Origin of the sequence: Rhizobium sp. RSm-3 (genome assembly GCF_001854685.1) — a bacterium.
In the GTDB taxonomy this organism is placed as follows: domain Bacteria; phylum Pseudomonadota; class Alphaproteobacteria; order Rhizobiales; family Rhizobiaceae; genus Rhizobium; species Rhizobium ecuadorense.
Window position 1 is genome coordinate 16,106 of record NZ_MAWZ01000027.1, and the last position, 24,131, is coordinate 40,236.

Genomic DNA, 24,131 nt, shown 5'->3' on the forward strand with positions numbered 1-24,131 from the left:
TCTGTGCCTTTGCCTGGAAAGACCGGACGGGAAATGTCGGAATCTGTATTTGTGACTGTGCCAGAGCATGTTGCCATTATCATGGACGGCAATGGCCGTTGGGCCAAGCAGCGCGGCCTGCCGCGCACGATGGGCCATCGCAAGGGGGTCGAGGCGGTCCGCGAGACAGTGCGCGCCGCCGGCGCGGCCGGCATAAAATATCTGACCCTCTTTGCCTTCTCCTCGGAGAACTGGCGCCGGCCGGAGGCCGAGGTCTCCGATCTGCTCGGTCTGCTCAAGGCGTTCATCCGGCGTGACCTCGCCGAGCTTCATCGCCAGAACGTGCGGATCAAGGTGATCGGTGATCGCCATAGCCTGCGCAGCGACATTCTCGGCCTGCTGCTTGAGGCGGAGGAAACCACCAAGGACAACACGGCGCTGACGCTGGTCATCGCCTTCAACTACGGCTCGCGCGACGAGATCTCCCGGGCTGTGGTCAGCCTGGCGAGGGACGTCGAGGCAGGCCGTCTGCGGGCGCAGGATATCACGCCCTCGCTGATCAATGCCCGTCTCGATACGGCCGGGATTCCCGATCCGGATCTCATCATCCGCACTAGCGGCGAGGAGCGGCTTTCCAATTTTCTTCTCTGGCAGGCCGCCTATTCGGAATTCATCTTCGTTCCGGAATATTGGCCGGATTTCAGCCCTGAGATCTTCCGCTCGGCGCTCGAGAAGTTCGCCTCCCGCGACCGTCGCTTCGGCGGCCTGTCGTCGCAGGCAGCCGCGGTCGGCACCTGATGCAGCAGGAATTGAAGCTCCGCATCGTTTCAGGACTGATTCTGGCGGCGATCGTTCTTGCCGCCACCTGGTATGGCGGGTTTGTCTTCCGCGTCCTGGCGGCCGTGATCGGCCTGCTGATCTATTACGAATGGTCGACAATAACAGGCATCGCGCGTGATTGGGTCGCCAACGCGGTCGGCTGGATCGGCCAGGCGGCGGTTGCCTTCCTCGTGCTCGTCGGCAATTTCGAATTCGCCGCCGGCATGCTGGCCGGCGTCACCGCCGTCGGCATAGCGCTGATCATCCTGCACGGCACCAGCCGCTGGTTGCCGGTGGGTCTGTTTTATGCCGGTGCCACCGGCCTGGCGCTCGCCGCCATCAGAAGCGATGACCAGCCCGGCCTTTACGCCATGCTCTTCGTCTTTACCGTCGTCTGGGCAACCGACATCCTTGCTTACTTCGTCGGCAGGGCGCTTGGCGGGCCGAAGCTTGCCCCTTCGATCTCGCCGGGAAAGACGTGGTCGGGCGCAATCGGCGGCGCCGTTTCGGCGGTCACAGCCGGCGTCGTTCTCGTCCACTTTCTCCTTCCGGGCGCTGAACTCATTGCCGCCGTTGCAGCACTCGTTCTGTCGGTTTGCAGCCAGTCGGGAGATCTGTTTGAATCGTTCATCAAGCGGAAATTCGGCGTCAAGGATTCAAGCCGTCTCATTCCAGGTCATGGCGGTGTCATGGACCGTGTCGACGGACTGATTTTCGCCTGTTTTTCGGCGTTCTTGCTTGCTGGAACTTTTTCCCTGATAAAGGGGACTGCGATGACGTCGCTCGGCGCGGCTTTGTTCGGCCTTTGATGACGCGGCAGCCTGACGGAAGGAACTGATAGAAGTGATGGCCGATATATACGCATTCCTGATGGGGAATATCGTCACCTTCATCCTCGTGCTCTCGCTGCTCGTCTTCGTGCATGAGATGGGCCACTACCTCGTCGGGCGCTGGAGCGGCATCCGCATCCTTGCCTTCTCGGTCGGTTTCGGTCCGGAGATATTCGGCTTCACCGACCGCCATGGAACGCGCTGGAAAATCTCGGTGATCCCGCTTGGCGGCTATGTCCGCTTCTTTGGCGACGAAGACGCCTCCAGCAAGCCCGACAGCGACAAGCTCGCCGCCATGTCCGAAGAAGAGAGGGCGCGTTCCTTTGCCGGCGCAAAGCTGTGGAAACGCGCCGCGACAGTCGCGGCCGGCCCGATCGCCAATTTCCTGCTGGCGATCGCTATCTTCACCATCCTGTTCTCGGTCTATGGCCGTTCGGTTGCCGATCCCGTCGTTTCCGAGGTCAAGCCGGATGGTGTGGCGGCGGCTGCCGGCGTCCTTCCCGGCGATCTCCTGGTCGCCATCGACGGCGGCAAGGTCGAGACCTTCGACGACGTGCGCCGTTATGTCGGCATGCGCCCGAGCCAGCAGATCGTCGTCACCATCGAGCGGGCCGGCCAGAAGCTCGACTTGCCGATGGTTCCGCAACGCGTCGACATGACCGACCAGTTCGGCAACAAGATCGAGGTCGGCCAGATCGGCATCGTCACCAGCAAGGAAGTCGGCAATTTCCGCCTGCAGACCTATACGCCGCTCCAGGCGCTGCGGGAAAGTGTGATCGAAACCCGGGATATCGTCACCGGCACCTTCAAATATATCGGCAATATCTTCGCCGGAACGATGCGGGCCGATCAACTGGGTGGGCCTATCCGCGTGGCACAGGCTTCGGGCCAGATGGCCAAGCTTGGTGTAGGGGCAGTGTTGCAGCTTGCCGCCATGCTTTCGGTTTCGATAGGATTGCTTAACCTGATGCCGGTTCCGGTACTTGATGGCGGCCACCTGATGTTCTATGCGGTGGAAGCGCTGAGAGGGAAACCGCTGGGCGCCAAGGCTCAGGAAATCGCATTTCGCATCGGCTTGGCCATGATACTTACATTGATGGTTTTCACGACCTGGAACGACATTAGCCTGAGCTAAGGGTAAACGCGCAAGGCAGGGGAATTACTATTTATTTACGATGTTTCAAGGCTGTAGTGGCGAATGGGTCACGCTTCGAAATGAAGTAAACAGAAATTAACGCCCTCCCTTGCTTGTATGTCAAAAGCGGGTAAAACGACACACGTGACCGGAATCGGGTTCTCCCGGAGCCGGGGACGAGGGAAAAAAAGGTAATAGGTGAAATGAAGGCTGGTTCAAAGTTTTTGAACGCAGTATCGGCGGTTGCGCTGTCTGCTAGTGTTGTTGCTTCGGGCGCAGGTGCTTTGACGTTCGTTTCTGCTACGGCCGCCGAGGCCGCGGTCATCCAGCGCATCGATGTGCGCGGCGCCAGCCGCGTCGGCGCGGAAGCTGTCCGGTCGAACCTCACCATCGCTCCCGGAAAGAGTTTTTCGAACACCGATATCGATGACTCGGTCAAGCATCTCTACGGGACAGGTTACTTCTCCGACGTCAAGATTTCGGTCTCCGGAAGCACGCTTGTCGTCAACGTCCAGGAAGCCCAGCTCGTCAATCAGGTCGTCTTCAACGGCAATCGCAAGATCAAGGACGACAAGCTCGCCACCATCGTCCAGACGCATGCCGCAGGCCCCTATAGCGACACCCAGATCCAGGCCGACATTCAGGCGATCAAGGAAGCCTATGCCGCGACCGGCCGCAGCGAAGTCGAAGTGACGACGCAGGTCGTGCCGCTCGGCGAAGGCCGCGTCAACCTCGCTTTTGTGATCAACGAAGGCGACCGCACCAAAATCGACTCGATCAATTTCGTCGGCAACAATGCCTACAGCGCCGGCCGCCTGGCTGCCGTCATCGCGACCAAGCGTTCGAACTTCCTGTCGTTCCTGACCCGCAAGGACGTCTATAACGACGACAAGCTCCATGCCGACGAGGAAGCGCTGCGCCAGTTTTATTACAATCGCGGCTACGCCGACATGCGCATCGTCTCTTCCGATGCGACCTTCGACGACGCGACCAACAAATACACGCTTACCTTCAATATCGAGGAAGGTCAGCGTTACGACTTCGGCCCGGTGACCGTACAGTCTACCGTCGAGGGCGTCGGTTCCGAGCAGTTGCAGCCGCTCGTGCGCACTCACGAAGGTCATGTCTACAACGCCAAGGAAGTGCAGAAGTCGATCGAGGCGATCTCCGATCAGGTCGCGTCCGCCGGTTATCCCTTTGCGCGCGTTACGCCGCGCGGCAACCGCGACCTCAACAACAATACGATCGGCGTCGAATATCTGGTCGACCAGGGCGAGCGCGCCTATGTCGAGCGCATCGAGATCCGTGGCAACAGCCGCACCCGCGATTACGTCATTCGCCGCGAATTCGATATGAGCGAAGGCGACGCCTTCAACCAGCAGATGATCACCAAGGCCAAGCGCCGCCTCGAAGCGCTCGGTTACTTCTCGTCCGTCAACATCTCCACCCAGCCGGGCAGTTCGCCGGATCGTGTCGTGGTGGTCGTCGACGTGCAGGATCAGTCGACCGGTTCGTTCGGTGTCGGCGCAGGTTACGCCGCCGGCGGCGACGGCCTGCTGCTTGAAGCCTCCATCGAGGAAAAGAACTTCCTCGGCCGCGGTCAGTATATCCGCATCTCGGCCGGCGGCGGTCAGGAAGGCTCGCGCGCCTACGGCGTCAGCTTCACCGAGCCCTACTTCCTTGGTTACCGCCTGGCGGCGGGCTTCGACGTCAACCACAGCGAGACGTCGAGCAACGACAATTACGATTACGAGGAAACCAGCGTCGTCCTGCGCGTCACCGCGCCGATTACCGAGGATCTGGCGACGACCTTCCGCTATAACTACAAGCAGATGAAGTATGACGCTGACAATAACGATCTTTCCGATCTGTCGGCGCCGTATCAGCATCTCGTCGAGGACAGCCCGTGGACGCGGTCTTCCATCTCGCAGACGCTGACCTACAACACGCTCGATGACACCGTCCTGCCGCGCGAAGGCATCTACGCGACGGCGACGCAGGAAATCGCCGGTCTCGGCGGCGACTCGCAGTTCTACAAGATCTACGGCAAGGCCCGTTACTACCGTCTGCTCGCTGACGATGCCGATATCATCGGCTCGGTTTCGGCCTCGGCTGGTTATGTCGTCGGTTTCGGTGAGCATCTGAACGTCTTCGACCAGTTCACGCTGACCAACGGCGACATTCGCGGCTTTGAAAACAAGGGCATCGGCCCGCGCGTTGCCGGCACCAACGACGATCCGCTGGGTGGCACGACCTATTTCACGGCATCGGCCGAAGCAACCTTCCCGATGCCAGGCTTCCCGCGTGACTTCAACCTGCGCGGCGCGGTTTTTGCCGATGCCGGCACGCTGTTCGGCAACGACGTTGACCTCAGGGGCGACGGCATTGAGGGCGAAGACGCCTCGCTGCGCGCTTCCGTCGGTGTCGGCGTCGTCTGGCAGTCTCCCTTCGGTTCATTGCGCCTGGATTACGCGATCCCGGTTCTCAAGGAAGACTTCGACAAGACGCAGAACTTCAAGTTTGGCATCAACAACCAATTCTGATATCGGCAGTCCGGAACTGTAAGACTCAATTCCGTTCTGGAGCATTGCCGATGGAGCAAAACGTCTTTTTTCTGCCCCATGAAGGTCTGAAGCTTGCTGAGCTGGCAGAGTTTCTTGGGGCGGAACTTGCCAATTCCGACCACTCAGATGTTATCGTCAGGTCAGTTGCCCCGATTCACAGGGCTCGGGCGGGTGATGTCTGTTATATCCTGTCGCGCCGCAGCCGCGATGAACTGGCGACATGCGAAGCCTCGGCGGTGATCTGCGACAAGGCGCTCGTCGATCTCGTACCCTCGCATATCCCGGTCATCCTGTCGTCCAATCCGCATGCGGCCTTCGCGATGGCGGGCGGCCTGTTTTATCCTGCCGCATTGCGTCCCGTCGTCATTTCGCCGGGTGAAGGCGAGATCGCGCCGAGCGCGGTGATAGATCCGACCGCCAAGCTTGAAAAGGGCGTGATCGTCGAGCCGCTGGCGGTTATCGGCGCGCATGCCGAAATCGGCGAAGGCACGCGCATTGGCGCCCACAGTGTCATCGGCCCGAATGTCAAGATCGGCCGCGATTGTTCGATCGCAGCCGGTGCCAGCATTCTCTGCGCGCTGATCGGCAACGGCGTCATCATCCACAACGGCGTCCGCGTCGGTCAGGATGGTTTCGGCTATGCGCCCGGTCCGCGCGGCATGATCAAGATCGTTCAGATCGGCCGGGTGATCATCCAGGACAACGTCGAGATCGGCGCCAATACCACGATCGACCGCGGCGCCATGGACGATACGGTGATCGGCGAGGGCACCAAGATCGACAACCAGGTGCAGATCGGCCACAACGTCCAGATGGGCCGCCATTGCGCCATTGTCGCGCAGGTCGGCATCGCTGGCAGCACGAAGATCGGCAACGGCGTGCAGATCGGCGGCCAGGTCGGCATCAAGGGACATGTGACGATCGGTGACGGCGTGCAGATCGCTGCTAAAAGCGGTATTATGACCGATCTTGCCGCCGGCGGACAATATGGCGGTGTACCTGCTCGTCCGCTAAAAGACTATCTGAGAGAGGCCGCACAACAAGTGTCGAAGTCCAAGTTGCGCGGCCGGAACCCTGGAGGCAAGGAAAATGACTGAGGAAGCCACGACAACGCTTTCTTCGGCTGACATCATCGAGATCATGAAGCTGCTGCCGCATCGTTACCCCTTCCTCATGGTCGACAAGATCATCGAGATCGACGGTGACAACAGCGCGATCGGGATCAAGAATGTCACGGTGAACGAACCGCATTTCACCGGCCATTTTCCGGATGCTCCGATCATGCCGGGCGTTCTCCTGATTGAGGGCATGGCGCAGACCGCGGGTGCGATTTGTGCCAAGAAGGAAGGCCAGCCCGGCAACCTCGTCTACTTCATGACCATCGAGAACGCACGCTTCCGCAAGCCTGTCGTTCCCGGCGATCGCGTCGAATTCCATGTCAGCAAGCACAAGCAGCGCGGCAATATCTGGAAATTCCATTGCGACGCCAAGGTTGACGGCGCGCTTGTCGCCGAAGCCGATATCGGCGCAATGATCGTTCGTAAGGAACAGGCATGAGCACTATTGCCGAAAGCGCCCGCATTCATCCGATGGCTGTCGTCGAAGACGGGGCTGTGATCGGTGAGGGCGTCAAGATCGGTCCCTTCTGCCATGTCGGGCCGCACGTCGTCCTGCATGAAAATGTCGAGCTCCTGTCGCATGCGGTCGTCACCGGCCGCACCGTGATCGGCAAGGGCACACGCATCTTTCCGATGGCCGTCATCGGCGGCGATCCGCAGAGCGTGCATCACGGCGGCGAGGAGACGACGCTTTCGGTCGGCGCCAACTGCACGATGCGCGAAGGCGTGACGATGAACACCGGCACGGCCGATTTCGGCGGCCGGACGATCGTTGGCGACAACAACCTTTTCCTGGCCAATTCCCACGTCGCGCATGACTGCAAGGTCGGCAATCACGTGATCATGTCGAACAACGTCATGCTGGCCGGGCATGTTGTCATCGAGGATCGCGTCATCCTGGGCGGTGGCTCGGCCGTTCACCAGTTCACCCGCGTCGGCCGTCAGGCCTTCGTCGGCGGGCTTTCGGCGGTGAGTTACGACGTCATTCCCTACGGCATGCTGAACGGCAATCCCGGGCTGCTGAGCGGCCTCAATGTCGTCGGCATGACGCGCGCCGGCGTCGACCGCGCCGTCATCCACCGGGTGCGCCGCGCCTATAAGTCGATCTTCGAAGGAACGGGTTCCGTCCGCGAAAACGCCGCCGCCATCCGCGACGAATATGCCGATTGCGAGCCGGTGGTCCAGATCCTCGATTTCATCGCGGCCGAAAGCGACCGCGCTCTGTCCTCGCCGACCCGGGGGCAGAAGGGCTGATCCGTGACTTTATCGGGCGACACCGCTGCGGGCCGGCTGGCGATCATTGCCGGCGGTGGTCTCCTGCCTTCCTATGTCGCCGAAGCTGCGCGTGCGGCGGGTGAAAATCCCGTCATCGTCGCCCTGAAGGACGAGAGCGACCGGCGCTGGGAAGGCTATGACCACGCCGTCATCGGCATCGGCGATTTCGCCGCTCTCGATGGGCTATTCAACCGTTATGGCGTCGGCCGTGTCGTAATGTCGGGCAGCGTGGCCCGCCGGCCGGAATGGCGCGAGGTGCGTCCGACGCTGCGCATATTGATGAAGGTCCCGGCCGCCATCCGCACGCTGCTCTCCGGTGGCGACGACACCGTTCTGCAGATGGTCATCCGGCTGATCGAGGGAAACGGCCGCCGCGTTGTCGGCGCCCATGAAATCGCCCCCGATCTGCTTGCCTCCGTCGGTCCGCTTGGTGCAGCAACGCCGGGTGACGAAGACCGGCGCGATATCCGCCGCGCCGCCGAAGCCGCGGACATGCTCGGCCGGCTCGATGTCGGGCAGGGCGCTGTCAGCATCGGCGGGCGTGTCGTGGCGCTCGAGGGTGTCGAGGGCACGGATGAGATGCTGGACCGTGTCGCAGGTCTCAGAGCCGCCGGGCGTATCTCGCCGCGGCGCCGCGGCGCGCTTGTCAAACTCTGCAAGACGCAACAGGATATCCGCGCCGACCTGCCGGCGATCGGCATTTCCACTGTTCTGAACGCAAAAAAAGCCGGTCTCGGCGGCATCGCGGTGGAGGCAGGCCGCTCGCTGGTGCTCGATCGCGCCGCCGTCATCCAGGCCGCCGATGAGGCGGGGCTTTTTGTCTGCGGCATCGATCGCGGGCTGCCGGCATGGGGGCTCGCATGAACGGGGCGCCGCTGAAGATTGCCATCATTGCCGGCGAGGTGTCGGGTGATCTGCTCGGCGCCGATCTCATCGCCGCCCTGAAGCGGATTCATTCGGGACCGGTGGAACTTGTCGGCGTCGGTGGCGAAGGACTGCAGGCGGAGGGCTTGCAATCCCTGTTCGATTTCTCCGAGCTGTCGATCATGGGCATCACCCAGGTGCTGAGCCGGCTGCCGAAGCTCTATACGCTGATCCGTCGCACGACCGCCGCCATCATCGCTGCAAGGCCCGACATTCTCCTCATTATCGACAGCCCGGATTTCACCCATCGCGTCGCAAAACGCGTCCGCACGGCGCTGCCCGATCTGCCCGTCGTCAATTATGTCTGTCCGAGCGTCTGGGCCTGGAAGGAATATCGCGCCAGGCGCATGCTTGCCTATGTCGATCATGTGCTCGCCGTCCTGCCGTTCGAGCCGGCGACGATGCAGCGCCTCGGCGGGCCGGCAACCACCTATGTCGGCCATCGCCTGACGGCCGACCCATCGCTGCTGGAGACCCGGCGCCTTCGCGCCGGCAGGCAGCCCGGCAATTGCACGATCCTGCTTCTGCCCGGCTCACGCTCCTCCGAAATCCAGAATCTCCTGCCGCATTTCGAGGTGGCGACCAGCGAACTTGTCGCCCGCAACGGACCGATGCGCTTTATTCTGCCGACGGTGACGCACAGGCAAGCGTTGGTCCGCCAATTGACGGCGAACTGGGCGGTCAAGCCGGAGATCGTTGTCGGCGCTGAAGCAAAATGGCAGGCCTTCGCGGAAGCCGACGCCGCTATGGCGGCATCCGGAACCGTCATTCTCGAACTGGCGTTGGCCGATGTTCCCGTCGTCTCCGCCTACAAGGTCGACTGGATCATGCGGCTGCTGACGTCGGCCATCAAGACCTGGACCGGCGCGCTGCCAAACCTGATTGCCGATTACGCGGTCGTGCCGGAATATCTGAACGATATCGTTCGCGGCGCCAGTCTCGCTCGCTGGATGGAGAGGCTGTCGGCCGACACCTACCAGCTCAAGGCGATGAAGGAAGGCTATGATCTCATCTGGCAGCGCATGCAGACCGAAAAACCACCGGGCGAACATGCCGCCGAAATCCTTCTCGACGTGCTGAAAAAGAAAAAACCCGGTCAGTTCTGACCGGGTTTTCTTTTGAGCCGATTGGCCGAAGCGGTCAGCGCTTCGAAACCGGGATGTAGTCGCGCTTCGGTTCGCCGACATAGAGCTGGCGCGGGCGGCCGATGCGCTGTTCCGGATCCTCGATCATCTCGTTCCACTGCGCGATCCAGCCGACGGTGCGGGCCAGCGCGAAGAGCACGGTGAACATGGTCGTGGGGAAGCCCAGCGCCTTCAGCGTGATGCCGGAATAGAAGTCGATGTTGGGATAGAGCTTCTTTTCGATGAAATATTCATCGGTGAGCGCGATACGCTCCAGCTCCATCGCCACTTCGAGCAACGGATCGTCCTTGATGCCGAGCTCGCCGAGCACCTCATGCGTCGTCTTCTGCATGATCTTGGCGCGCGGATCATAGTTCTTGTAGACGCGGTGACCGAAGCCCATCAGGCGGAACGGATCGTTCTTGTCCTTGGCGCGGGCAATATATTCTGGAATGTGGTCGACCGAGCCGATTTCATTCAGCATGTTGAGCGCTGCTTCGTTGGCGCCGCCATGGGCAGGGCCCCAGAGGCAGGCGATGCCGGCGGCGATGCAGGCGAACGGGTTGGCACCCGACGAACCGGCAAGACGGACGGTCGAGGTCGAGGCGTTCTGCTCGTGATCGGCATGCAGGATGAAGATGCGGTCCATGGCGCGGGCAAGCACCGGATTGACCACATATTCCTCGCAAGGCACGGCAAAGCACATGCGCAGGAAGTTCGATGCGTAGTCGAGATCGTTCTTCGGGTAAACGAAGGGCTGGCCGATATGATACTTGTAGGCCATGGCGGCAAGCGTCGGCATCTTGGCGATCATGCGCAGGCTGGCGACCATGCGCTGGTGCGGATCGGTGATATCAGTGGAGTCGTGATAGAAAGCCGACAGCGCGCCGACGCAGCCGCACATGACGGCCATCGGATGCGCATCGCGGCGGAAGCCGGTGAAGAAGCGGCTCATCTGCTCGTGCACCATGGTGTGGTGCGTGACGCGGTAATCGAAATCCTTCTTCTGCGCGGTGGTCGGCAGTTCGCCGTAGAGAAGCAGATAGCAGACTTCGAGGAAGTCGCCATGCTCGGCCAGCTGCTCGATCGGATAGCCGCGGTGCAGCAGCACCCCTTCGTCGCCGTCGATGTAGGTGATCTTAGATTCACAGGATGCGGTCGAGGTGAAACCCGGATCGTAGGTGAAGGAAGCGGTGTTCTTGTAGAGAGCACCGATATCGATGACGCTCGGGCCGATCGTGCCGCTCTTGACGGCTAGGTCGACAGATTTGTCACCGATTTTTATTGTAGCGCTTTGATCCGTCATGCTGATCCTCCGAAATGGCGGTGGCGCCATAAAAGCGCCATAGGGGTTAAGCGTCCTCACCGATAGCTATATGATCGCGAAGCTAATGCCAAGTTACCGTGACGGCATTTTGTGCATTGCAGTATCACCTTTTAGGCACTGCAGCGATGAGCAGCGCGCATATCGGAAACCAATGATTCGACTGGCCTTTTGGCGCTCGCGATTTTCCCTCACATTTCAATCGATTATTCTTGCCGGATTTGATTGGAGGTTGCATTCTGACCGCCTTCGCGGGTGACCTTGGGCGGCGTATGCAGGAACTGACGACAGTCGAATTGCGGCCGGAAGCTGGCGCCGGCTCAGCCGGCTCCTCCGGTTTTTCTCCGCCTGCCGTGGTGGCGCGACCGGCAAGGACGCAGTCGGCGACACCCTGGCGCCACCGGCTGCCGGCTGCGGCCCGGCATTCGCTGCGGGCCTGCAAGCACATGCTGGGCGAGGAGGCAGATCACGGCCGCCTGCTGCTGCTTTCACCGGTCTTCCTTGGCGCCGGCGCCGCCTTCTGGTTTCTCGCGGCATCCGATTTTCCGCTTTTTGCATCGCTACTCTCGCTGTCGGTGCTGACGATCGCTGTTCTGATGACCGGCCGCAGCCGGACGGCATTGCGGGCAACGCTGCTGGCGCTGGCACTTGTGGTCTGCGGCATGCTCTGCGCACAGTTCGAGAGCTGGCGGGCTTCGACCGTTATCCTCGATTCCTCGGTGACGACGACGGTGACCGGCCGTGTCGAACGGCGCGAAGGCGACGGCCGTGGGCGCTGGCGCTACATTCTTGCCGTCACCGGCACTGAAGCGCCGGAGTTGAAGCGGTCGCCGGGGCGCATAACCGCGATTGTCCGCGGCGCCGACACGCCTTTCGAGATCGGCGACATCGTCACCGGCAGGGCACGGCTGACGCCGCCCTCAGGCCCCGCACTTCCCGAACTCAACGACTTCTCCTTCGGCGCCTATTTCGACGGCATCGGCGCCAACGGCTTCTTCTATGGCGCTCCGGAGAAGGATTTGGAGGCGGGTCCGCAAGCGGCAAGATCGACGTCGGAAGCGCTGCTCGAATGGCTTTACCGGCTGCGCAGCAGCATCGGCGACCGCATACGGTCGATCCTGCCCGGCGACACCGGCGCCTTCGCCGCCGCGCTGGTGACCGACGAGCGGCGCGCCATCTCGAATGCGACGACGGAGGCGCTGCGCCAGTCGGGCCTTGCCCATATCGTCGCGATCTCGGGCCTCAACATGGCGCTGTCGGCCGGCATTTTCTTCGTCGGCTTCCGCATGCTGCTCAGTCTCTTTCCGGCCGTCGCTCAGGCCTATCCGACGAAGAAGATCGCCGCATCAGGCGCGCTCATTGCCGTCACCGCCTACTTCCTGATCTCCGGCTTCGGTGTCTCGGCCGAACGCGCCTTCATCATGATGGCCATCATGCTGATTGCCGTCTTCTTCGATCGGCCGTCGATCAGCCTGCGCAATGTCGTTCTCTCGGCGCTAGTCATCATCGTCATTTCACCCTCCGAAGTCTTGGGGCCGAGCTTCCAGATGTCCTTTGCCGCCACATTGGCACTGGTATCGGGCTATCAGCTGTGGAAGGACCGGCGCATCCGCGAAAACGCCTTGCTCAAGCTGCCGATCTTCCGGCCGGTCGTGGCCGTCGCCGGTTTCTTCGGCGGTGTCCTACTGACCTCGCTGATCGGCGGTTTTTCCACGGCGCTGTTTTCGATCGAGCATTTTCATCGGCTGACCGCTTACGGCCTGCCGGCAAACCTCGCGACGATGCCGATCATCTCCTTCATCGTCATGCCGGCCGGGCTGCTGGCGATGTTGCTGATGCCGTTCGGTCTGGACGCTCCACTCTGGGAGGTGGTCGGCTTCGGCCTCGACCTGGTAATCGCTGTCGCCAAGACGGTGTCCGGCTGGGGCGGCGATATCGGCGTCGGCCGTTTGCCCGCTTGGTATTTCGCCGTGGCCGTGGCAGGCTTCCTGCTGCTGACGCTGCTGCGCACCCGGCTGCGCCATGTCGGTACATTGATCCTCGCCGTCTCGACGCTCATCCTGCTGGTTCTGCCGGTCCCCCGGCCGCCGGATTTGGTGATTTCGGAGGATGGCAGCCTGGTCGCGCTCGTTGCAGGGGCGGCAATGGCTTCCAACCGTGAAAACCCGCCGGATTTCATCTTCGACCAGTGGCAGAGAGCGCTGGTCCTGCCGACCCATCACCCGCCGACGATGCTGGACGGCCCCGCTATCCCGCCGGAGGGAGAAGACCGCCGCGTCAGGCTTTCCCGCGATCAGCAGAACGAAGCGAGGACGGCGATGCGGGCGGCGGCCGCGGGCGGCGAAGCAAACCGCTTTTCCTGCGTCAAGAAGGCCTGGTGCACATCAAGGCTTGGCAATGGCCGCGTGGTAACGGTCATCGACAATGCCGCCTATCTCGGTCCGGCCTGCGATGCGGCCGATATTGTCGTGACGGCTGTCCGTCTGCGGTTCAACAGCTGCCGCTCAGGCGCGACGCTCTTCACCGGTGAGACGTTGCGCAGGACCGGTTCCGTCGAATTGCGCTTCGCGGCTGCCGGCCTGGAGGTCGCAACCGCATTCGAGAGCCTGTCGCGGCCGTGGATGCGCCAACGTGCCTATGACTGGCGCAGCAACAGTTTTGCCGAAACCGGCCCGTCCAGCGTCAGTGATAGCGGCGAATGAGGCCGACGAGCTTGCCCTGCACCTTGACGCGGTCCGGTCCGAAGATCCGGGTCTCATAAGCAGGGTTGGCCGCTTCAAGCGCGATCGACGCGCCCTTGCGCCGGAAGCGCTTCAGCGTCGCCTCCTCGTCGTCGACCAGGGCGACGACGATGTCGCCGGGACTTGCGGTGCTGCCGTTGCGGATGATCACCGTGTCGCCGTCGAAAATGCCGGCGTCGATCATCGAATCGCCTTTCACCTCCAGCGCGTAATGTTCACCGGAGCCGAGCATGTCTGAGGGAACGACGATGTCGTGGGTGTTGTTCTGGATCGCTGAGATCGGAACACCGGCAGCGATTCGGCCCATGACTGGCACCGAGACCGAGTTGCCGTTGTCGGCGACGGGTTTGACAGGCGCGGGGGCGGCGACCGGCTGGGGCTTGCCGAGGCTGCCCTCGATGACGCTCGGCGAAAAGCCGCGCCGGGGCTGGATGCTGGGGCTGTAGGCCTCGGGAAGCTTGATGACCTCGAGCGCCCGGGCGCGGTTCGGTAGGCGGCGAATGAAACCGCGTTCCTCGAGTGCTGTGATCAGCCGGTGAATGCCGGATTTCGAGGCCAGATCCAGGGCATCCTTCATCTCGTCGAAAGAGGGCGGAATGCCGGATTCTTTCATGCGCTCGTGAATGAAAAGGAGAAGCTCCTGTTGTTTGCGCGTGAGCATCGACGTGTGACCCCTGATTGAAACAAATCCAGAACAGACACTATATGTTCCATATGTGTTCCGCAAGTAGCTAAATTTCCGTAAAACTTGGCGCCAACTCGTTGAGATTTTTATTTTCATTCGCCGGATTGGCACACATGTCTTGCATTGAGGATGGCGTCGTCGCACATCTCTTCGCGATTGCAGGAGGGGATATCATGAACACGCATTCCGCCAAGCCGCACCCGCTGGATCATGTCGTGCTGCCCGTCGTCAATATCGATCTGGCGCGCGAAAGGCTCGGCAAGCTCGGCTTCACCGTTGCCGCCGATGCCCGCCATCCCTTCGGAACGGAGAATGCCTGCGTCTTCTTTGCCGACAAGACCTATCTGGAGCCGCTCGGTATCGCGAGCGTCGAGGAGACCGAGGCATCAGCGCGGCAAGGCAATGTCTTCACCGCCCGCAACCGGGCCTTCCGCTTCCGTTGCGGCGAGGAAGGGCTTTCGGCGGTGGTTTTCGGCACTGAAGATGCCGGCCTCGACCATCAAAGCTTCATTGCAGGCGGATTGAACGCCGGCGACATGCTGGAGTTCAGCCGGGCGATGAAAATGCCGGACGGCTCTAAGAGCGTCGGCAGCTTCAAACTAGCCTTTGCAGGTGATCTGCGGGCACCCGATTTCTTTCTCTTCACCTGCCAGCGCATCAATCCATTGCCGGCCGACCGCGGCGCGCTGGAGACGCATGCCAATGGCGTCACCGGCATCGCCGAGATCGCCCTCTGCGCGCCTGATGCCGCCGCCTTCGCCGGCTTCGTCAGCCTTGCCATGGCGCAATCGGCCGTCGAGAAAACCGGTTTCGGCGTCAATATCGCGGCGCCGAATGCGAAAATCAGCCTGATGACGCCGGAAGGGCTGGAGGCCTATTTCGAGGTTGCCGTCTCCTCCGCCGACCGCGGCCTGCGCGGCCGGGCTATCCTCTTCGCTGTTGCCGATCTTGCCGTGACAGAAGCACATTTGGCTGCTAACGGAGTGACATACACGCGCAAGAACAATCGCATTCTGGTGAAGCCGGCACCCGGGCAGGGCACGCTTTTCGCCTTCGAGGAAAGATGATGAGCACTGATACGAATTCGGAAGTGAGGATCGGCGAGGGCGCAGGCCAGGTCACCTTTTCCAATACCGGCCGCCTGTCGCTGATTGCCGGCCCTTGCCAGATGGAGAGCCGCGACCATGCCTTCATGGTTGCCGGCACGCTGAAGGAGCTCTGTGCCAAGCTCGGCATCGGCCTCGTCTACAAGAGTTCCTTCGATAAGGCGAACCGGACCTCGCTTTCGGCCGAGCGCGGCATCGGCCTTGAAAAGGGCATGCAGGTCTTTGCCGATCTCAAGAAGGAGTTCGGCTTTCCCGTCCTGACCGACGTTCACACCGCCGAGCAATGCGCCGAAGTGGCAAAGGTGGTCGATGTCCTGCAGATCCCGGCCTTCCTCTGCCGCCAGACCGACCTTCTGATCGCCGCCGCCGAGACCGGCCGCGCGGTCAATGTCAAGAAGGGCCAGTTTCTTGCCCCTTGGGACATGAAGAATGTGCTGAAGAAGCTCAACGCCAGCGGCAACCCGAACGTGCTGCTCTGCGAACGCGGCGCCTCCTTCGGTTACAACACTCTGGTTTCCGACATGCGCTCGCTGCCGATCATGGCGTCGATGGGCGCCCCCGTCGTCTTCGATGCCACCCATTCCGTGGCCCAGCCGGGCGGGCAGGGCGATTCTTCCGGCGGTCAGCGGGAATTCGTGGAAACGTTGGCGCGCGCAGCGGTGGCGACCGGTATTGCCGGCGTTTTCGTCGAAACCCACCAGGACCCCGACAACGCACCGTCCGACGGCCCGAACATGGTCTATCTCAAGGACATGCCGCGGCTTCTGGAAAAGCTGCTGGCCTTCGACGCCGTCGCCAAGGGCTGACAGTCAAAAGCCTGACATGTTCGTGCTATAGCGACGATCGGACATGCAGGTCGAGGGTGCCGCAATGCGCCATTGTAATTTGCACGCCTTCGATTATGACAGGCTTCGAACGATTGATCACCCACCGAGCAGGAAGAACCCATGACTGCAATCACCGATATCATCGCCCGCGAGATTCTCGATAGCCGTGGCAACCCCACCGTCGAAGTCGATGTCTATCTCGAAGACGGCAGCATGGGCCGCGCGGCCGTTCCCTCGGGTGCCTCGACCGGCGCGCATGAGGCAGTCGAGCTGCGCGACGGCGGCAAGCGCTACCTCGGCAAGGGCGTGCAAAAGGCGGTCGATGCGGCCAATACCGAGATCTTCGACGCGATCGGCGGCATCGATGCCGAAAACCAGATCCAGATCGACAACATCATGATCGAGCTGGACGGCACGCCGAACAAGTCGCGCCTCGGCGCCAACGCCATCCTCGGCGTGTCGCTGGCCGTCGCCAAGGCTGCCGCCCAAGCCTCCGGCCTGCCGCTCTACCGTTATGTCGGCGGCGCTTCCGCGAGCCTCTTGCCGGTGCCGATGATGAACATCATCAACGGCGGCGCCCATGCCGACAATCCGATCGATTTCCAGGAATTCATGATTCTGCCGGTCGGCGCCGATACGATCGCCGAAGCCGTGCGTATGGGTTCGGAAGTCTTCCATACGCTGCGCAAGGAACTGGCAGCGCAGGGCCACAACACCAATGTCGGTGACGAAGGCGGTTTCGCACCGGGCCTGAAGAGCGCTTCGGAAGCCCTCGACTTCATCATGAAGTCGGTCGAGAAAGCCGGCTACAAGCCGGGTGAGGACATCTACCTCGGCCTCGATTGCGCCTCGACCGAGTTCTTCAAGGACGGCAAATACGTTCTCGAAGGTGAAGGCCGCACGCTCGAATCGGGCGCCATGGCCGAATATCTGGCCGAACTCGCCGCCAAGTACCCGATCATCTCCATCGAGGACGGCATGGCCGAAGACGACTGGGACGGCTGGAAGACGCTGACCGATCTGACCGGCAAGAAGACCCAGCTCGTCGGCGACGATCTCTTCGTCACCAACTCCGCCCGTCTGCGCGACGGCATCCGCATGGGTGTCGCCAACTCGATCCTCGTCAAGGTCAACCAGATCGGTTCGCTGACGGAAACGCTCGACGCCGTCAACACGGCGCACAAGGCAGCCTACACAGCCGTCATGTCCCACCGCTCGGGCGAAACCGAAGATTCGACCATCGCCGACCTCGCGGTCGCCACCAACTGCGGCCAGATCAAGACCGGCTCGCTGTCGCGTTCCGACCGCCTCGCCAAGTACAACCAGCTGATCCGCATCGAGGAAGGCCTCGGCCCCCAGGCCCAGTATGCCGGCCGCTCGATCATCCGCGGCTGATCGAATCTGCTTTCGACAATTTGACCCGCGCCCTCTCGGCGCGGGTTTTTTGTTGCCCGTTTTTACGGTCAACGAACGGTTAATCTCTGGGCGTTATGCTGAACGAATTGGTAATGCGTTCAAGAGCATGCGTGTATGTGGACAAAGCATCATAAGAAGAGAAAATTCGGCCGCTTCGTCATTCCGGCCATGACGGTCGCCTTCCTCTCCTATTTCGGCTATCATTGCATTCACGGCGATTACGGCCTGCGCGCAACGGAGACGTTCGAGCACCAGCGTGTCGCGCGTGAAAAAGAGCTTGCGATCTTGAAGGCGAAGCGCGAACATCTGGAAAATCAGGTCGCGCTGCTGAGTGATGGCTCGCTCGACAAAGATATGCTGGACGAAAAAGCGCGCTATCAACTCAATATGTCGCGCGCGGACGAGATCGTCATATTCAATCATTATTCCAATTAACCAGAATTCGGTTAATTGGAATTTTCGATGTATTTCCAATAGTTTAGTGCCGAATACGAGCCATGCAATTATGGCATTGCTGTGGTCATGTTTCTTCCCTATGGTACGCGGCACCGAGAACCGACAAACCATAGGGAGGGTTGAATGGCGCCGCGAAAGACCGCGACGGTTTCCAGCCGGAAAACATCAGCAAAACCTGCAGCGAAAGCATCGAACGGAGGCCCTGTCGCCGACTTCGATCGCGACGAGGAGCTCAAGGCCTATCGCGAGATGCTGCTGATCCGCCGCTTCGAGGAGAAGGCCGGTCAGCTCTACGGTATGGGCTTCATCGGCGGCTTCTGCCACCTCTACATCGGTCAGGAAGCTGTCGTCGTCGGTATGCAGATGGCGCAGAAGGAAGGTGACCAGGTCATCACCGCCTATCGCGATCACGGCCACATGCTGGCAACCGGCATGGAAGCGCGCGGCGTCATGGCGGAACTGACCGGGCGCCGCAGCGGCTATTCCCACGGGAAGGGCGGCTCGATGCACATGTTCTCGAAAGAGAAGCATTTCTACGGCGGTCACGGCATCGTCGGCGCCCAGGTTTCTCTCGGTACCGGTCTGGCCTTTGCCAACCATTACCGCGGCAACGGCAACGTCTCGATCGCCTATTTCGGCGATGGTGCTGCCAACCAGGGCCAAGTCTACGAGAGCTTCAACATGGCGGCTCTCTGGAAGCTGCCGATCGTCTATATCGTCGAGAACAACCGTTACGCCATGGGCACTTCGACCGCCCGCGCCACCGCACAGTCGAACTACTCGCTGCGCGGATCCGGCTTCGGCATTCCCGGCATCCAGGTCGACGGCATGGACGTTCGCGCCGTCAAGGCGGCCGCTGACGAGGCGCTCGAGCATTGCCGCTCCGGCAAGGGCCCGATCATTCTCGAAATGCTGACCTATCGTTATCGCGGCCACTCCATGTCCGATCCGGCGAAATACCGCTCGAAGGAAGAAGTGCAGAAGATGCGCTCCGAGCAGGACCCGATCGAGCAGGTGAAGGCGCGCCTCATCGAAAAGGGCTGGGCCTCCGAAGACGATCTGAAGGCGATCGACAAGGATGTCCGCGACATTGTCGCCGACAGCGCCGATTTCGCCCAGGCCGATCCGGAGCCGGATGCATCCGAGCTCTACACCGACATTCTGCTCTAATCGGGGGAGGGAACCCATGCCTATCGATATCCTCATGCCCGCCCTCTCTCCGACGATGGAAGAAGGCACGCTGTCCAAATGGCTGAAGCAGGAAGGTGACAAGGTCACTTCAGGCGACGTGATTGCCGAAATCGAAACCGACAAGGCGACGATGGAAGTTGAAGCCGTCGACGAAGGCGTCATCGGCAAGCTGCTCGTCGATGCCGGCACCGAAGGCGTCAAGGTCAACACCAAGATTGCCGTGCTGCTGCAGGATGGCGAATCGGCCGACGCGATTTCTGCCGCTCCTGCTGCTGCTCAGCCGGCTCCGGTCGCTGCTCAGGAAGAAAAGCCGACCAACAGCGGTTCGGCTGCTACTCCCGTTCCCGCAGAGCCCAAGGCTGCCGTTCCGAACGACCCGGAAATCCCCGCCGGCACCGAAATGGTGTCGATGACCGTGCGCGAAGCGCTCCGCGACGCCATGGCCGAAGAAATGCGCGCCAGCGACGACGTCTTCGTCATGGGCGAGGAAGTCGCCGAATATCAGGGCGCGTATAAGGTCACCCAGGGCCTGCTGCAGGAATTCGGCCCCCGCCGAGTCATCGATACGCCGATCACCGAGCACGGCTTCGCCGGCGTCGGCGTCGGCGCCGCCATGGCCGGCCTTCGCCCGATCGTCGAATTCATGACCTTCAACTTCGCCATGCAGGCGATCGACCACATCATCAACTCGGCCGCCAAGACGCTCTATATGTCCGGCGGCCAGATGGGCGCGCCGATCGTTTTCCGCGGCCCGAACGGTGCGGCCGCCCGCGTCGGCGCCCAGCACAGCCAGGATTACGCCGCCTGGTACAGCGCGATCCCCGGCCTGAAGGTCGTCATGCCCTACACGGCATCCGACGCCAAGGGCTTGCTCAAGGCTGCCATCCGCGATCCGAACCCGGTGATCTTCCTGGAGAACGAAATTCTCTACGGTCAGCATTTCGATGTGCCGAAGCTCGATAATTTCGTCCTGCCGATCGGCAAGGCCCGCATCCATCGTTCGGGTAAGGATGTGACCGTCGTCTCCTTCGGCATCGGCATGACCTATGCGACGAAGGCGGTTGCCGAACTCGAAAAGATCGGCATCGACGTCGAGCTTATCGATCTTCGCACCATCCGCCCGATGGATCTTCCGACGGTCATCGAATCGGTCAAGAAGACCGGCCGCCTGGTCACCGTCGAGGAAGGTTATCCGCAGTCCTCAGTCGGCACCGAAATCGCCACCCGCGTCATGCAGCAGGCCTTCGACTATCTCGATGCGCCGATCCTGACGATTGCGGGCAAGGACGTGCCGATGCCTTACGCCGCCAATCTCGAAAAGCTGGCGCTTCCGAACGTCGGCGAAGTCGTCGATGCGGTGAAGGCTGTTTGCTACAAATAAGGGGAGGGTATCTCGATGCCGATCAATATCACGATGCCCGCCCTCTCTCCGACCATGGAAGAAGGCAATCTTTCCAAATGGCTGGTCAAGGAAGGCGACACGGTCAAGTCTGGCGATGTGATCGCCGAGATCGAGACCGACAAGGCGACGATGGAAGTCGAAGCCGTCGATGAAGGCACGGTTGCCAAGCTCGTCGTTGCCGCCGGCACCGAAGGCGTCAAGGTCAACGCGCTGATCGCCGTTCTCGCCGCCGATGGCGAGGATGTGGCCGCCGCCGCAAGCGGCGCGGGCTCCGCCGCTCCGGCGAAGGCTGACGCCGCCCCGGCTGAGAAGGCCGAGGCTGCACCGGCTCCGACCCCGTCCGCTCCGGCTGCCGCACCGGCGCCTGCCAATGCACCCGCGGCGGTTTCATCAAGCGGCAACCGCACCTTCTCGTCGCCGCTTGCCCGCAGGCTCGCGAGGGAAGCCGGCATCGACCTTTCGGCGGTCGCAGGCTCCGGCCCGCATGGCCGCGTCGTCAAGAGCGATGTCGAAGCCGCCGTTGCCGGCGGTGGCGCCAAGGCTGCTCCAGCACCGGCCGCTGCTGCGCCGCAGGCTGCTGCAACTGCCGCTCCGGCCGCCGCAGCGCCGAAGGGCGCTTCCGAGGAGGCCGTGCTCAAGCTATTCGAGCCGGGCTCCTACGAGCTCGTGCCGCATGACGGCATGCGCAAGACGATCGCCCGGCGCCTGGTCGAATCCAAGCAGACGATCCCGCATTTCTACGTCAGCGTCGATTGCGAGCTCGATGCTCTGATGGCGCTGCGCGCCCAGCTGAACGATGCGGCGCCGCGCAAGGACAACGCTCCGGCCTACAAGCTTTCGGTCAACGACATGGTGATCAAGGCCATGGCGCTGGCGTTGCGCGATGTTCCGGACGCCAACGTGTCGTGGACCGACAGCAACATGGTCAAGCACAAGCACGCCGATGTCGGCGTCGCCGTCTCGATCCCCGGCGGTCTCATCACGCCGATCATCCGCAAGGCCGAGCAGAAGACGCTGTCTGTCATCTCCAACGAGATGCGCGATCTCGGCAAGCGGGCCAAGGACCGCAAGCTGAAGCCCGAGGAATATCAGGGCGGCACCAGCTCGGTCTCGAACATGGGCATGATGGGCGTCAAGAACTTCGCAGCTGTCGTCAATCCGCCGCATGCGACGATCCTCGCGGTCGGCGCCGGCGAGCAGCGGGTCGTCGTCAAGAACGGCGAGATGGCCATCGCCACGGTCATGAGCGTCACGCTCTCGACCGACCATCGTTGCGTCGACGGCGCGCTCGGCGCCGAGCTGCTTCAGGCCTTCAGGGGCTACATCGAAAACCCGATGGGCATGCTTGTCTGATCGCTGGGCGGAGGCGGAAATGACCAAGACCGTTCTTTGCTATGGCGACTCGCTGACCTGGGGTTATGACGCCGAGACGATCGGCCGTCATGAGTACAAGAATCGCTGGCCGAGCGTGCTTCAGGCCGCGCTCGGCAGCGAAGCGCGTGTCATCGCCGAAGGCCTCAACGGCCGCACGACCGCTTTCGACGACCATCTCGCCGATTGCGACCGCAACGGTGCGCGCATCCTGCCGACGATCCTGCAGACGCATGCGCCGCTCGATCTCGTCATCCTCCTGCTCGGCACCAACGATATGAAACCGGTCGTGGCCGGTTCGGCCTTTGCCGCCTGCCAGGGCATCAGCCGCCTCGTGCGGCTGATCCGCAACCATGCCTGGCCCTTCGAATTCGACGGGCCGGAGATCCTGATCGTGGCGCCGCCGGCGATCTGCGCGACGGGCAATGTGCCCTTCGCCGCATCCTTTCCGGGCGGCATCGAGGAATCGGCAAAGCTTGCAACGCTTTATCGTGATCTTGCCGACGAACTCGGCTGTGGTTTCTTCGACGGCAATTCCGTCGCCAGGACCACGCCGATCGACGGCATTCACCTCGATGCGGAGAATACGCGTTCGCTCGGGCGCGGGCTGGAATCGATCGTGCGGATGATGCTGGGGATTTGAGGAGTATGACCGCCTTCATCGCCCTGCGGCAGGCCTCACGGCGGGATGCCTCGGAGCTGGCGATCCTGGCGGATATCGCATCGCATGGGTTTGCCTCCTGGCTCTGGTTTGCCGATGTCGCGAATGGGGTGAGTGACACGCCCTTGGAGCGAGGGCGGCTGAAGATGGGCGAGGAGGAGGCCGTTGGCGGCTGGCGGGATGCGGTCATCGCCGAGGCTTATGGCGAGGTTGCAGGTGTGGCGATCGGCCATGCGCTGGAGGACGGCATAGGGGATATCGAGGCGACGATCCCGGCGACCGCGCCGATGCTCGCCTTGCAGAAAACGGTTGTGGGAAGCTGGTTCATCGGCAGTCTCGGCGTCTATCGCCACCTGCGCGGCATCGGCATCGGACGCAGACTGCTGGAGGATCAGATCGACAGGGCCGATCGCCGCCCCGTCAGTCTCATTACCGCAAGTGATAACGAGGCGGCTCTGTCGCTTTATGAAAGAAACGGATTCCTGGAGGCTGCGCGCGCCGATGCCGTGCCGCTCTTCGAAAACAGCAAGAGCCACGCGTGGGTGCTCATGACCCGCAGCGCAGCATAACAAGGGCAGGAAACACATGGCTGAATCCTACGACGTCATCATCATCGGCTCCGGTCCCGGCGGCTATGTCGCCGCCATCCGCGCCGCTCAGCTCGGCCTCAAGACCGCGATCGTCGAGCGCGAGCATATGGGCGGCATCTGCCTGAACTGGGGCTGCATCCCCACAAAGGCGCTGCTGCGCTCGGCCGAGGTGCTCGATCACGCCAACCACTTCAAGGATTTCGGTCTCGTTCTCGAAGGTTCGGTCAAGCCGGATGCCAAGGCCGTCGTCGGCCGCTCGCGCGCCGTCTCCGCCCGTCTCAACGCCGGCGTCGGCTTCCTGATGAAGAAGAACAAGATCGACATCATCTGGGGCGAGGCGAAGCTTTCAAAGCCCGGCGAGATCGTCGTCGGCAAGTCGTCGAAGCCTGTCGTCGAGCCGCAGCATCCGCTGCCGAAGAACGTCAAGGGCGAGGGCACCTATAACGCCAAGCACATCATCATCGCGACCGGCGCCCGCCCGCGCGCGCTGCCGGGCATCGAGCCCGACGGCAAGCTGATCTGGACCTATTTCGAGGCGCTGAAGCCGGATGCGCTGCCGAAGTCGCTGATCGTCATGGGCTCGGGCGCGATCG

At 61.9% G+C, this 24,131-nt stretch carries 22 protein-coding genes; 20 read left to right on the top strand and 2 right to left on the bottom strand.

The annotated features are described in order from the left end of the window. The first annotated feature begins 33 nt into the window (after window positions 1-33). The 9 genes from BBJ66_RS21875 to lpxB all read left to right on the top strand — a co-directional run bounded on the left by BBJ66_RS21875 (window position 34) and on the right by lpxB (window position 9,750). Entirely contained in the window at window positions 34-777 is a 744-nt protein-coding gene (locus tag BBJ66_RS21875) for an isoprenyl transferase (RefSeq protein WP_071089797.1), read from the top strand. Continuing rightward, window positions 777-1,607 (top strand): phosphatidate cytidylyltransferase, encoded by an 831-nt coding sequence (locus BBJ66_RS21880; RefSeq protein ID WP_071089800.1) that lies wholly within the window; start codon window positions 777-779, stop codon window positions 1,605-1,607. The genes BBJ66_RS21875 and BBJ66_RS21880 overlap by 1 nt, the downstream gene beginning before the upstream one ends. A gap of 37 nt (window positions 1,608-1,644) precedes the next feature. Continuing rightward, window positions 1,645-2,763, top strand: a complete 1,119-nt coding sequence (gene rseP, locus BBJ66_RS21885; RefSeq protein ID WP_071089803.1) for an RIP metalloprotease RseP — start codon at window positions 1,645-1,647, stop codon at window positions 2,761-2,763. A gap of 203 nt (window positions 2,764-2,966) precedes the next feature. Then, window positions 2,967-5,306 (top strand): outer membrane protein assembly factor BamA, encoded by a 2,340-nt coding sequence (gene bamA, locus BBJ66_RS21890; protein WP_071089806.1) that lies wholly within the window; start codon window positions 2,967-2,969, stop codon window positions 5,304-5,306. Window positions 5,307-5,356: 50 nt separating this feature from the next. Beyond that, complete coding sequence (gene lpxD / locus BBJ66_RS21895; protein ID WP_049735212.1) at window positions 5,357-6,424, top strand: UDP-3-O-(3-hydroxymyristoyl)glucosamine N-acyltransferase; 1,068 nt, start codon at window positions 5,357-5,359, stop codon at window positions 6,422-6,424. Continuing rightward, the gene (gene fabZ, locus BBJ66_RS21900) at window positions 6,417-6,884 is read left to right on the top strand and encodes a 3-hydroxyacyl-ACP dehydratase FabZ (protein WP_049735211.1); all 468 of its coding nucleotides are present in this window, start codon (window positions 6,417-6,419) and stop codon (window positions 6,882-6,884) included. The genes lpxD and fabZ overlap by 8 nt, the downstream gene beginning before the upstream one ends. Continuing rightward, the gene (gene lpxA, locus BBJ66_RS21905) at window positions 6,881-7,699 is read left to right on the top strand and encodes an acyl-ACP--UDP-N-acetylglucosamine O-acyltransferase (RefSeq protein ID WP_049735210.1); all 819 of its coding nucleotides are present in this window, start codon (window positions 6,881-6,883) and stop codon (window positions 7,697-7,699) included. The genes fabZ and lpxA overlap by 4 nt, the downstream gene beginning before the upstream one ends. A gap of 3 nt (window positions 7,700-7,702) precedes the next feature. Continuing rightward, complete coding sequence (locus BBJ66_RS21910; RefSeq protein WP_071089809.1) at window positions 7,703-8,584, top strand: LpxI family protein; 882 nt, start codon at window positions 7,703-7,705, stop codon at window positions 8,582-8,584. Further along, window positions 8,581-9,750, top strand: a complete 1,170-nt coding sequence (gene lpxB, locus BBJ66_RS21915) for a lipid-A-disaccharide synthase (RefSeq protein WP_071089813.1) — start codon at window positions 8,581-8,583, stop codon at window positions 9,748-9,750. Before BBJ66_RS21910 ends, lpxB begins: the two co-directional genes overlap by 4 nt. 34 nt (window positions 9,751-9,784) lie before the next feature. Here the strand turns inward: lpxB and gltA are convergent, their stop codons facing one another. Beyond that, the gene (gene gltA / locus BBJ66_RS21920) at window positions 9,785-11,074 is read right to left on the bottom strand and encodes a citrate synthase (protein WP_049735207.1); all 1,290 of its coding nucleotides are present in this window, start codon (window positions 11,072-11,074) and stop codon (window positions 9,785-9,787) included. Between the two features lie 290 nt (window positions 11,075-11,364). On the opposite strand from gltA, the gene BBJ66_RS21925 reads away from it, so the two are divergent. Then, window positions 11,365-13,794, top strand: a complete 2,430-nt coding sequence (locus tag BBJ66_RS21925) for a ComEC/Rec2 family competence protein (protein WP_071089816.1) — start codon at window positions 11,365-11,367, stop codon at window positions 13,792-13,794. On the opposite strand, the gene lexA is transcribed toward BBJ66_RS21925, so the two are convergent. Beyond that, window positions 13,775-14,494, bottom strand: a complete 720-nt coding sequence (gene lexA / locus BBJ66_RS21930) for a transcriptional repressor LexA (protein ID WP_049735205.1) — start codon at window positions 14,492-14,494, stop codon at window positions 13,775-13,777. The two genes, BBJ66_RS21925 and lexA, sit on opposite strands and share 20 nt — an antisense overlap. Window positions 14,495-14,691: 197 nt before the next feature. Here lexA and BBJ66_RS21935 point away from each other — a divergent pair, with 197 nt between their 5' ends. The 10 genes from BBJ66_RS21935 to BBJ66_RS21980 all read left to right on the top strand — a co-directional run. Next, the gene (locus BBJ66_RS21935) at window positions 14,692-15,585 is read left to right on the top strand and encodes a VOC family protein (RefSeq protein WP_071089828.1); all 894 of its coding nucleotides are present in this window, start codon (window positions 14,692-14,694) and stop codon (window positions 15,583-15,585) included. Further along, entirely contained in the window at window positions 15,585-16,430 is an 846-nt protein-coding gene (gene kdsA, locus BBJ66_RS21940) for a 3-deoxy-8-phosphooctulonate synthase (protein WP_003579065.1), read from the top strand. The genes BBJ66_RS21935 and kdsA overlap by 1 nt, the downstream gene beginning before the upstream one ends. Before the next feature lie 141 nt (window positions 16,431-16,571). After that, a complete protein-coding gene (gene eno, locus BBJ66_RS21945) occupies window positions 16,572-17,846 on the top strand; it encodes a phosphopyruvate hydratase (protein WP_003573349.1) in 1,275 nt (424 codons plus the stop codon). Between the two features lie 135 nt (window positions 17,847-17,981). Further along, entirely contained in the window at window positions 17,982-18,302 is a 321-nt protein-coding gene (locus tag BBJ66_RS21950; RefSeq protein WP_049735204.1) for an FtsB family cell division protein, read from the top strand. A 144-nt stretch (window positions 18,303-18,446) separates the two neighbouring features. Beyond that, complete coding sequence (gene pdhA, locus BBJ66_RS21955; protein WP_064838360.1) at window positions 18,447-19,493, top strand: pyruvate dehydrogenase (acetyl-transferring) E1 component subunit alpha; 1,047 nt, start codon at window positions 18,447-18,449, stop codon at window positions 19,491-19,493. 16 nt (window positions 19,494-19,509) lie between these two features. Further along, entirely contained in the window at window positions 19,510-20,895 is a 1,386-nt protein-coding gene (locus BBJ66_RS21960) for a pyruvate dehydrogenase complex E1 component subunit beta (RefSeq protein WP_071089818.1), read from the top strand. Between the two features lie 15 nt (window positions 20,896-20,910). Then, window positions 20,911-22,269: a pyruvate dehydrogenase complex dihydrolipoamide acetyltransferase gene (locus BBJ66_RS21965; RefSeq protein ID WP_071089822.1), complete on the top strand. Its 1,359-nt coding sequence runs from the start codon at window positions 20,911-20,913 to the stop codon at window positions 22,267-22,269. Between the two features lie 19 nt (window positions 22,270-22,288). Further along, window positions 22,289-22,930, top strand: a complete 642-nt coding sequence (locus BBJ66_RS21970; RefSeq protein ID WP_049735200.1) for an SGNH/GDSL hydrolase family protein — start codon at window positions 22,289-22,291, stop codon at window positions 22,928-22,930. 5 nt (window positions 22,931-22,935) lie between these two features. Beyond that, window positions 22,936-23,517 (top strand): GNAT family N-acetyltransferase, encoded by a 582-nt coding sequence (locus BBJ66_RS21975; RefSeq protein WP_071089825.1) that lies wholly within the window; start codon window positions 22,936-22,938, stop codon window positions 23,515-23,517. Between the two features lie 16 nt (window positions 23,518-23,533). Next, on the top strand, window positions 23,534-24,131 hold a 598-nt coding region (locus BBJ66_RS21980), incomplete at its 3' end, for an FAD-dependent oxidoreductase (protein ID WP_116429662.1).

Excerpts from the sequence above, each read along its gene's own strand:
- BBJ66_RS21880 (WP_071089800.1), top strand. The coding sequence starts at position 777 with ATGCAGCAGGAATTGAAGCTCCGCATCGTTTCAGGACTGATTCTGGCG.
- BBJ66_RS21965 (WP_071089822.1), top strand. The coding sequence starts at position 20,911 with ATGCCGATCAATATCACGATGCCCGCCCTCTCTCCGACCATGGAAGAA.
- rseP (WP_071089803.1), top strand. The coding sequence starts at position 1,645 with ATGGCCGATATATACGCATTCCTGATGGGGAATATCGTCACCTTCATC.
- bamA (WP_071089806.1), top strand. The coding sequence starts at position 2,967 with ATGAAGGCTGGTTCAAAGTTTTTGAACGCAGTATCGGCGGTTGCGCTG.
- BBJ66_RS21935 (WP_071089828.1), top strand. The coding sequence starts at position 14,692 with ATGAACACGCATTCCGCCAAGCCGCACCCGCTGGATCATGTCGTGCTG.
- pdhA (WP_064838360.1), top strand. The coding sequence starts at position 18,447 with ATGGCGCCGCGAAAGACCGCGACGGTTTCCAGCCGGAAAACATCAGCA.
- lpxA (WP_049735210.1), top strand. The coding sequence starts at position 6,881 with ATGAGCACTATTGCCGAAAGCGCCCGCATTCATCCGATGGCTGTCGTC.
- BBJ66_RS21960 (WP_071089818.1), top strand. The coding sequence starts at position 19,510 with ATGCCTATCGATATCCTCATGCCCGCCCTCTCTCCGACGATGGAAGAA.
- eno (WP_003573349.1), top strand. The coding sequence starts at position 16,572 with ATGACTGCAATCACCGATATCATCGCCCGCGAGATTCTCGATAGCCGT.
- BBJ66_RS21975 (WP_071089825.1), top strand. The coding sequence starts at position 22,936 with ATGACCGCCTTCATCGCCCTGCGGCAGGCCTCACGGCGGGATGCCTCG.
- lpxD (WP_049735212.1), top strand. The coding sequence starts at position 5,357 with ATGGAGCAAAACGTCTTTTTTCTGCCCCATGAAGGTCTGAAGCTTGCT.
- BBJ66_RS21950 (WP_049735204.1), top strand. The coding sequence starts at position 17,982 with ATGTGGACAAAGCATCATAAGAAGAGAAAATTCGGCCGCTTCGTCATT.
- gltA (WP_049735207.1), bottom strand. The coding sequence starts at position 11,074 with ATGACGGATCAAAGCGCTACAATAAAAATCGGTGACAAATCTGTCGAC.
- lpxB (WP_071089813.1), top strand. The coding sequence starts at position 8,581 with ATGAACGGGGCGCCGCTGAAGATTGCCATCATTGCCGGCGAGGTGTCG.
- kdsA (WP_003579065.1), top strand. The coding sequence starts at position 15,585 with ATGAGCACTGATACGAATTCGGAAGTGAGGATCGGCGAGGGCGCAGGC.
- BBJ66_RS21970 (WP_049735200.1), top strand. The coding sequence starts at position 22,289 with ATGACCAAGACCGTTCTTTGCTATGGCGACTCGCTGACCTGGGGTTAT.
- fabZ (WP_049735211.1), top strand. The coding sequence starts at position 6,417 with ATGACTGAGGAAGCCACGACAACGCTTTCTTCGGCTGACATCATCGAG.
- BBJ66_RS21875 (WP_071089797.1), top strand. The coding sequence starts at position 34 with ATGTCGGAATCTGTATTTGTGACTGTGCCAGAGCATGTTGCCATTATC.
- BBJ66_RS21925 (WP_071089816.1), top strand. The coding sequence starts at position 11,365 with ATGCAGGAACTGACGACAGTCGAATTGCGGCCGGAAGCTGGCGCCGGC.
- lexA (WP_049735205.1), bottom strand. The coding sequence starts at position 14,494 with ATGCTCACGCGCAAACAACAGGAGCTTCTCCTTTTCATTCACGAGCGC.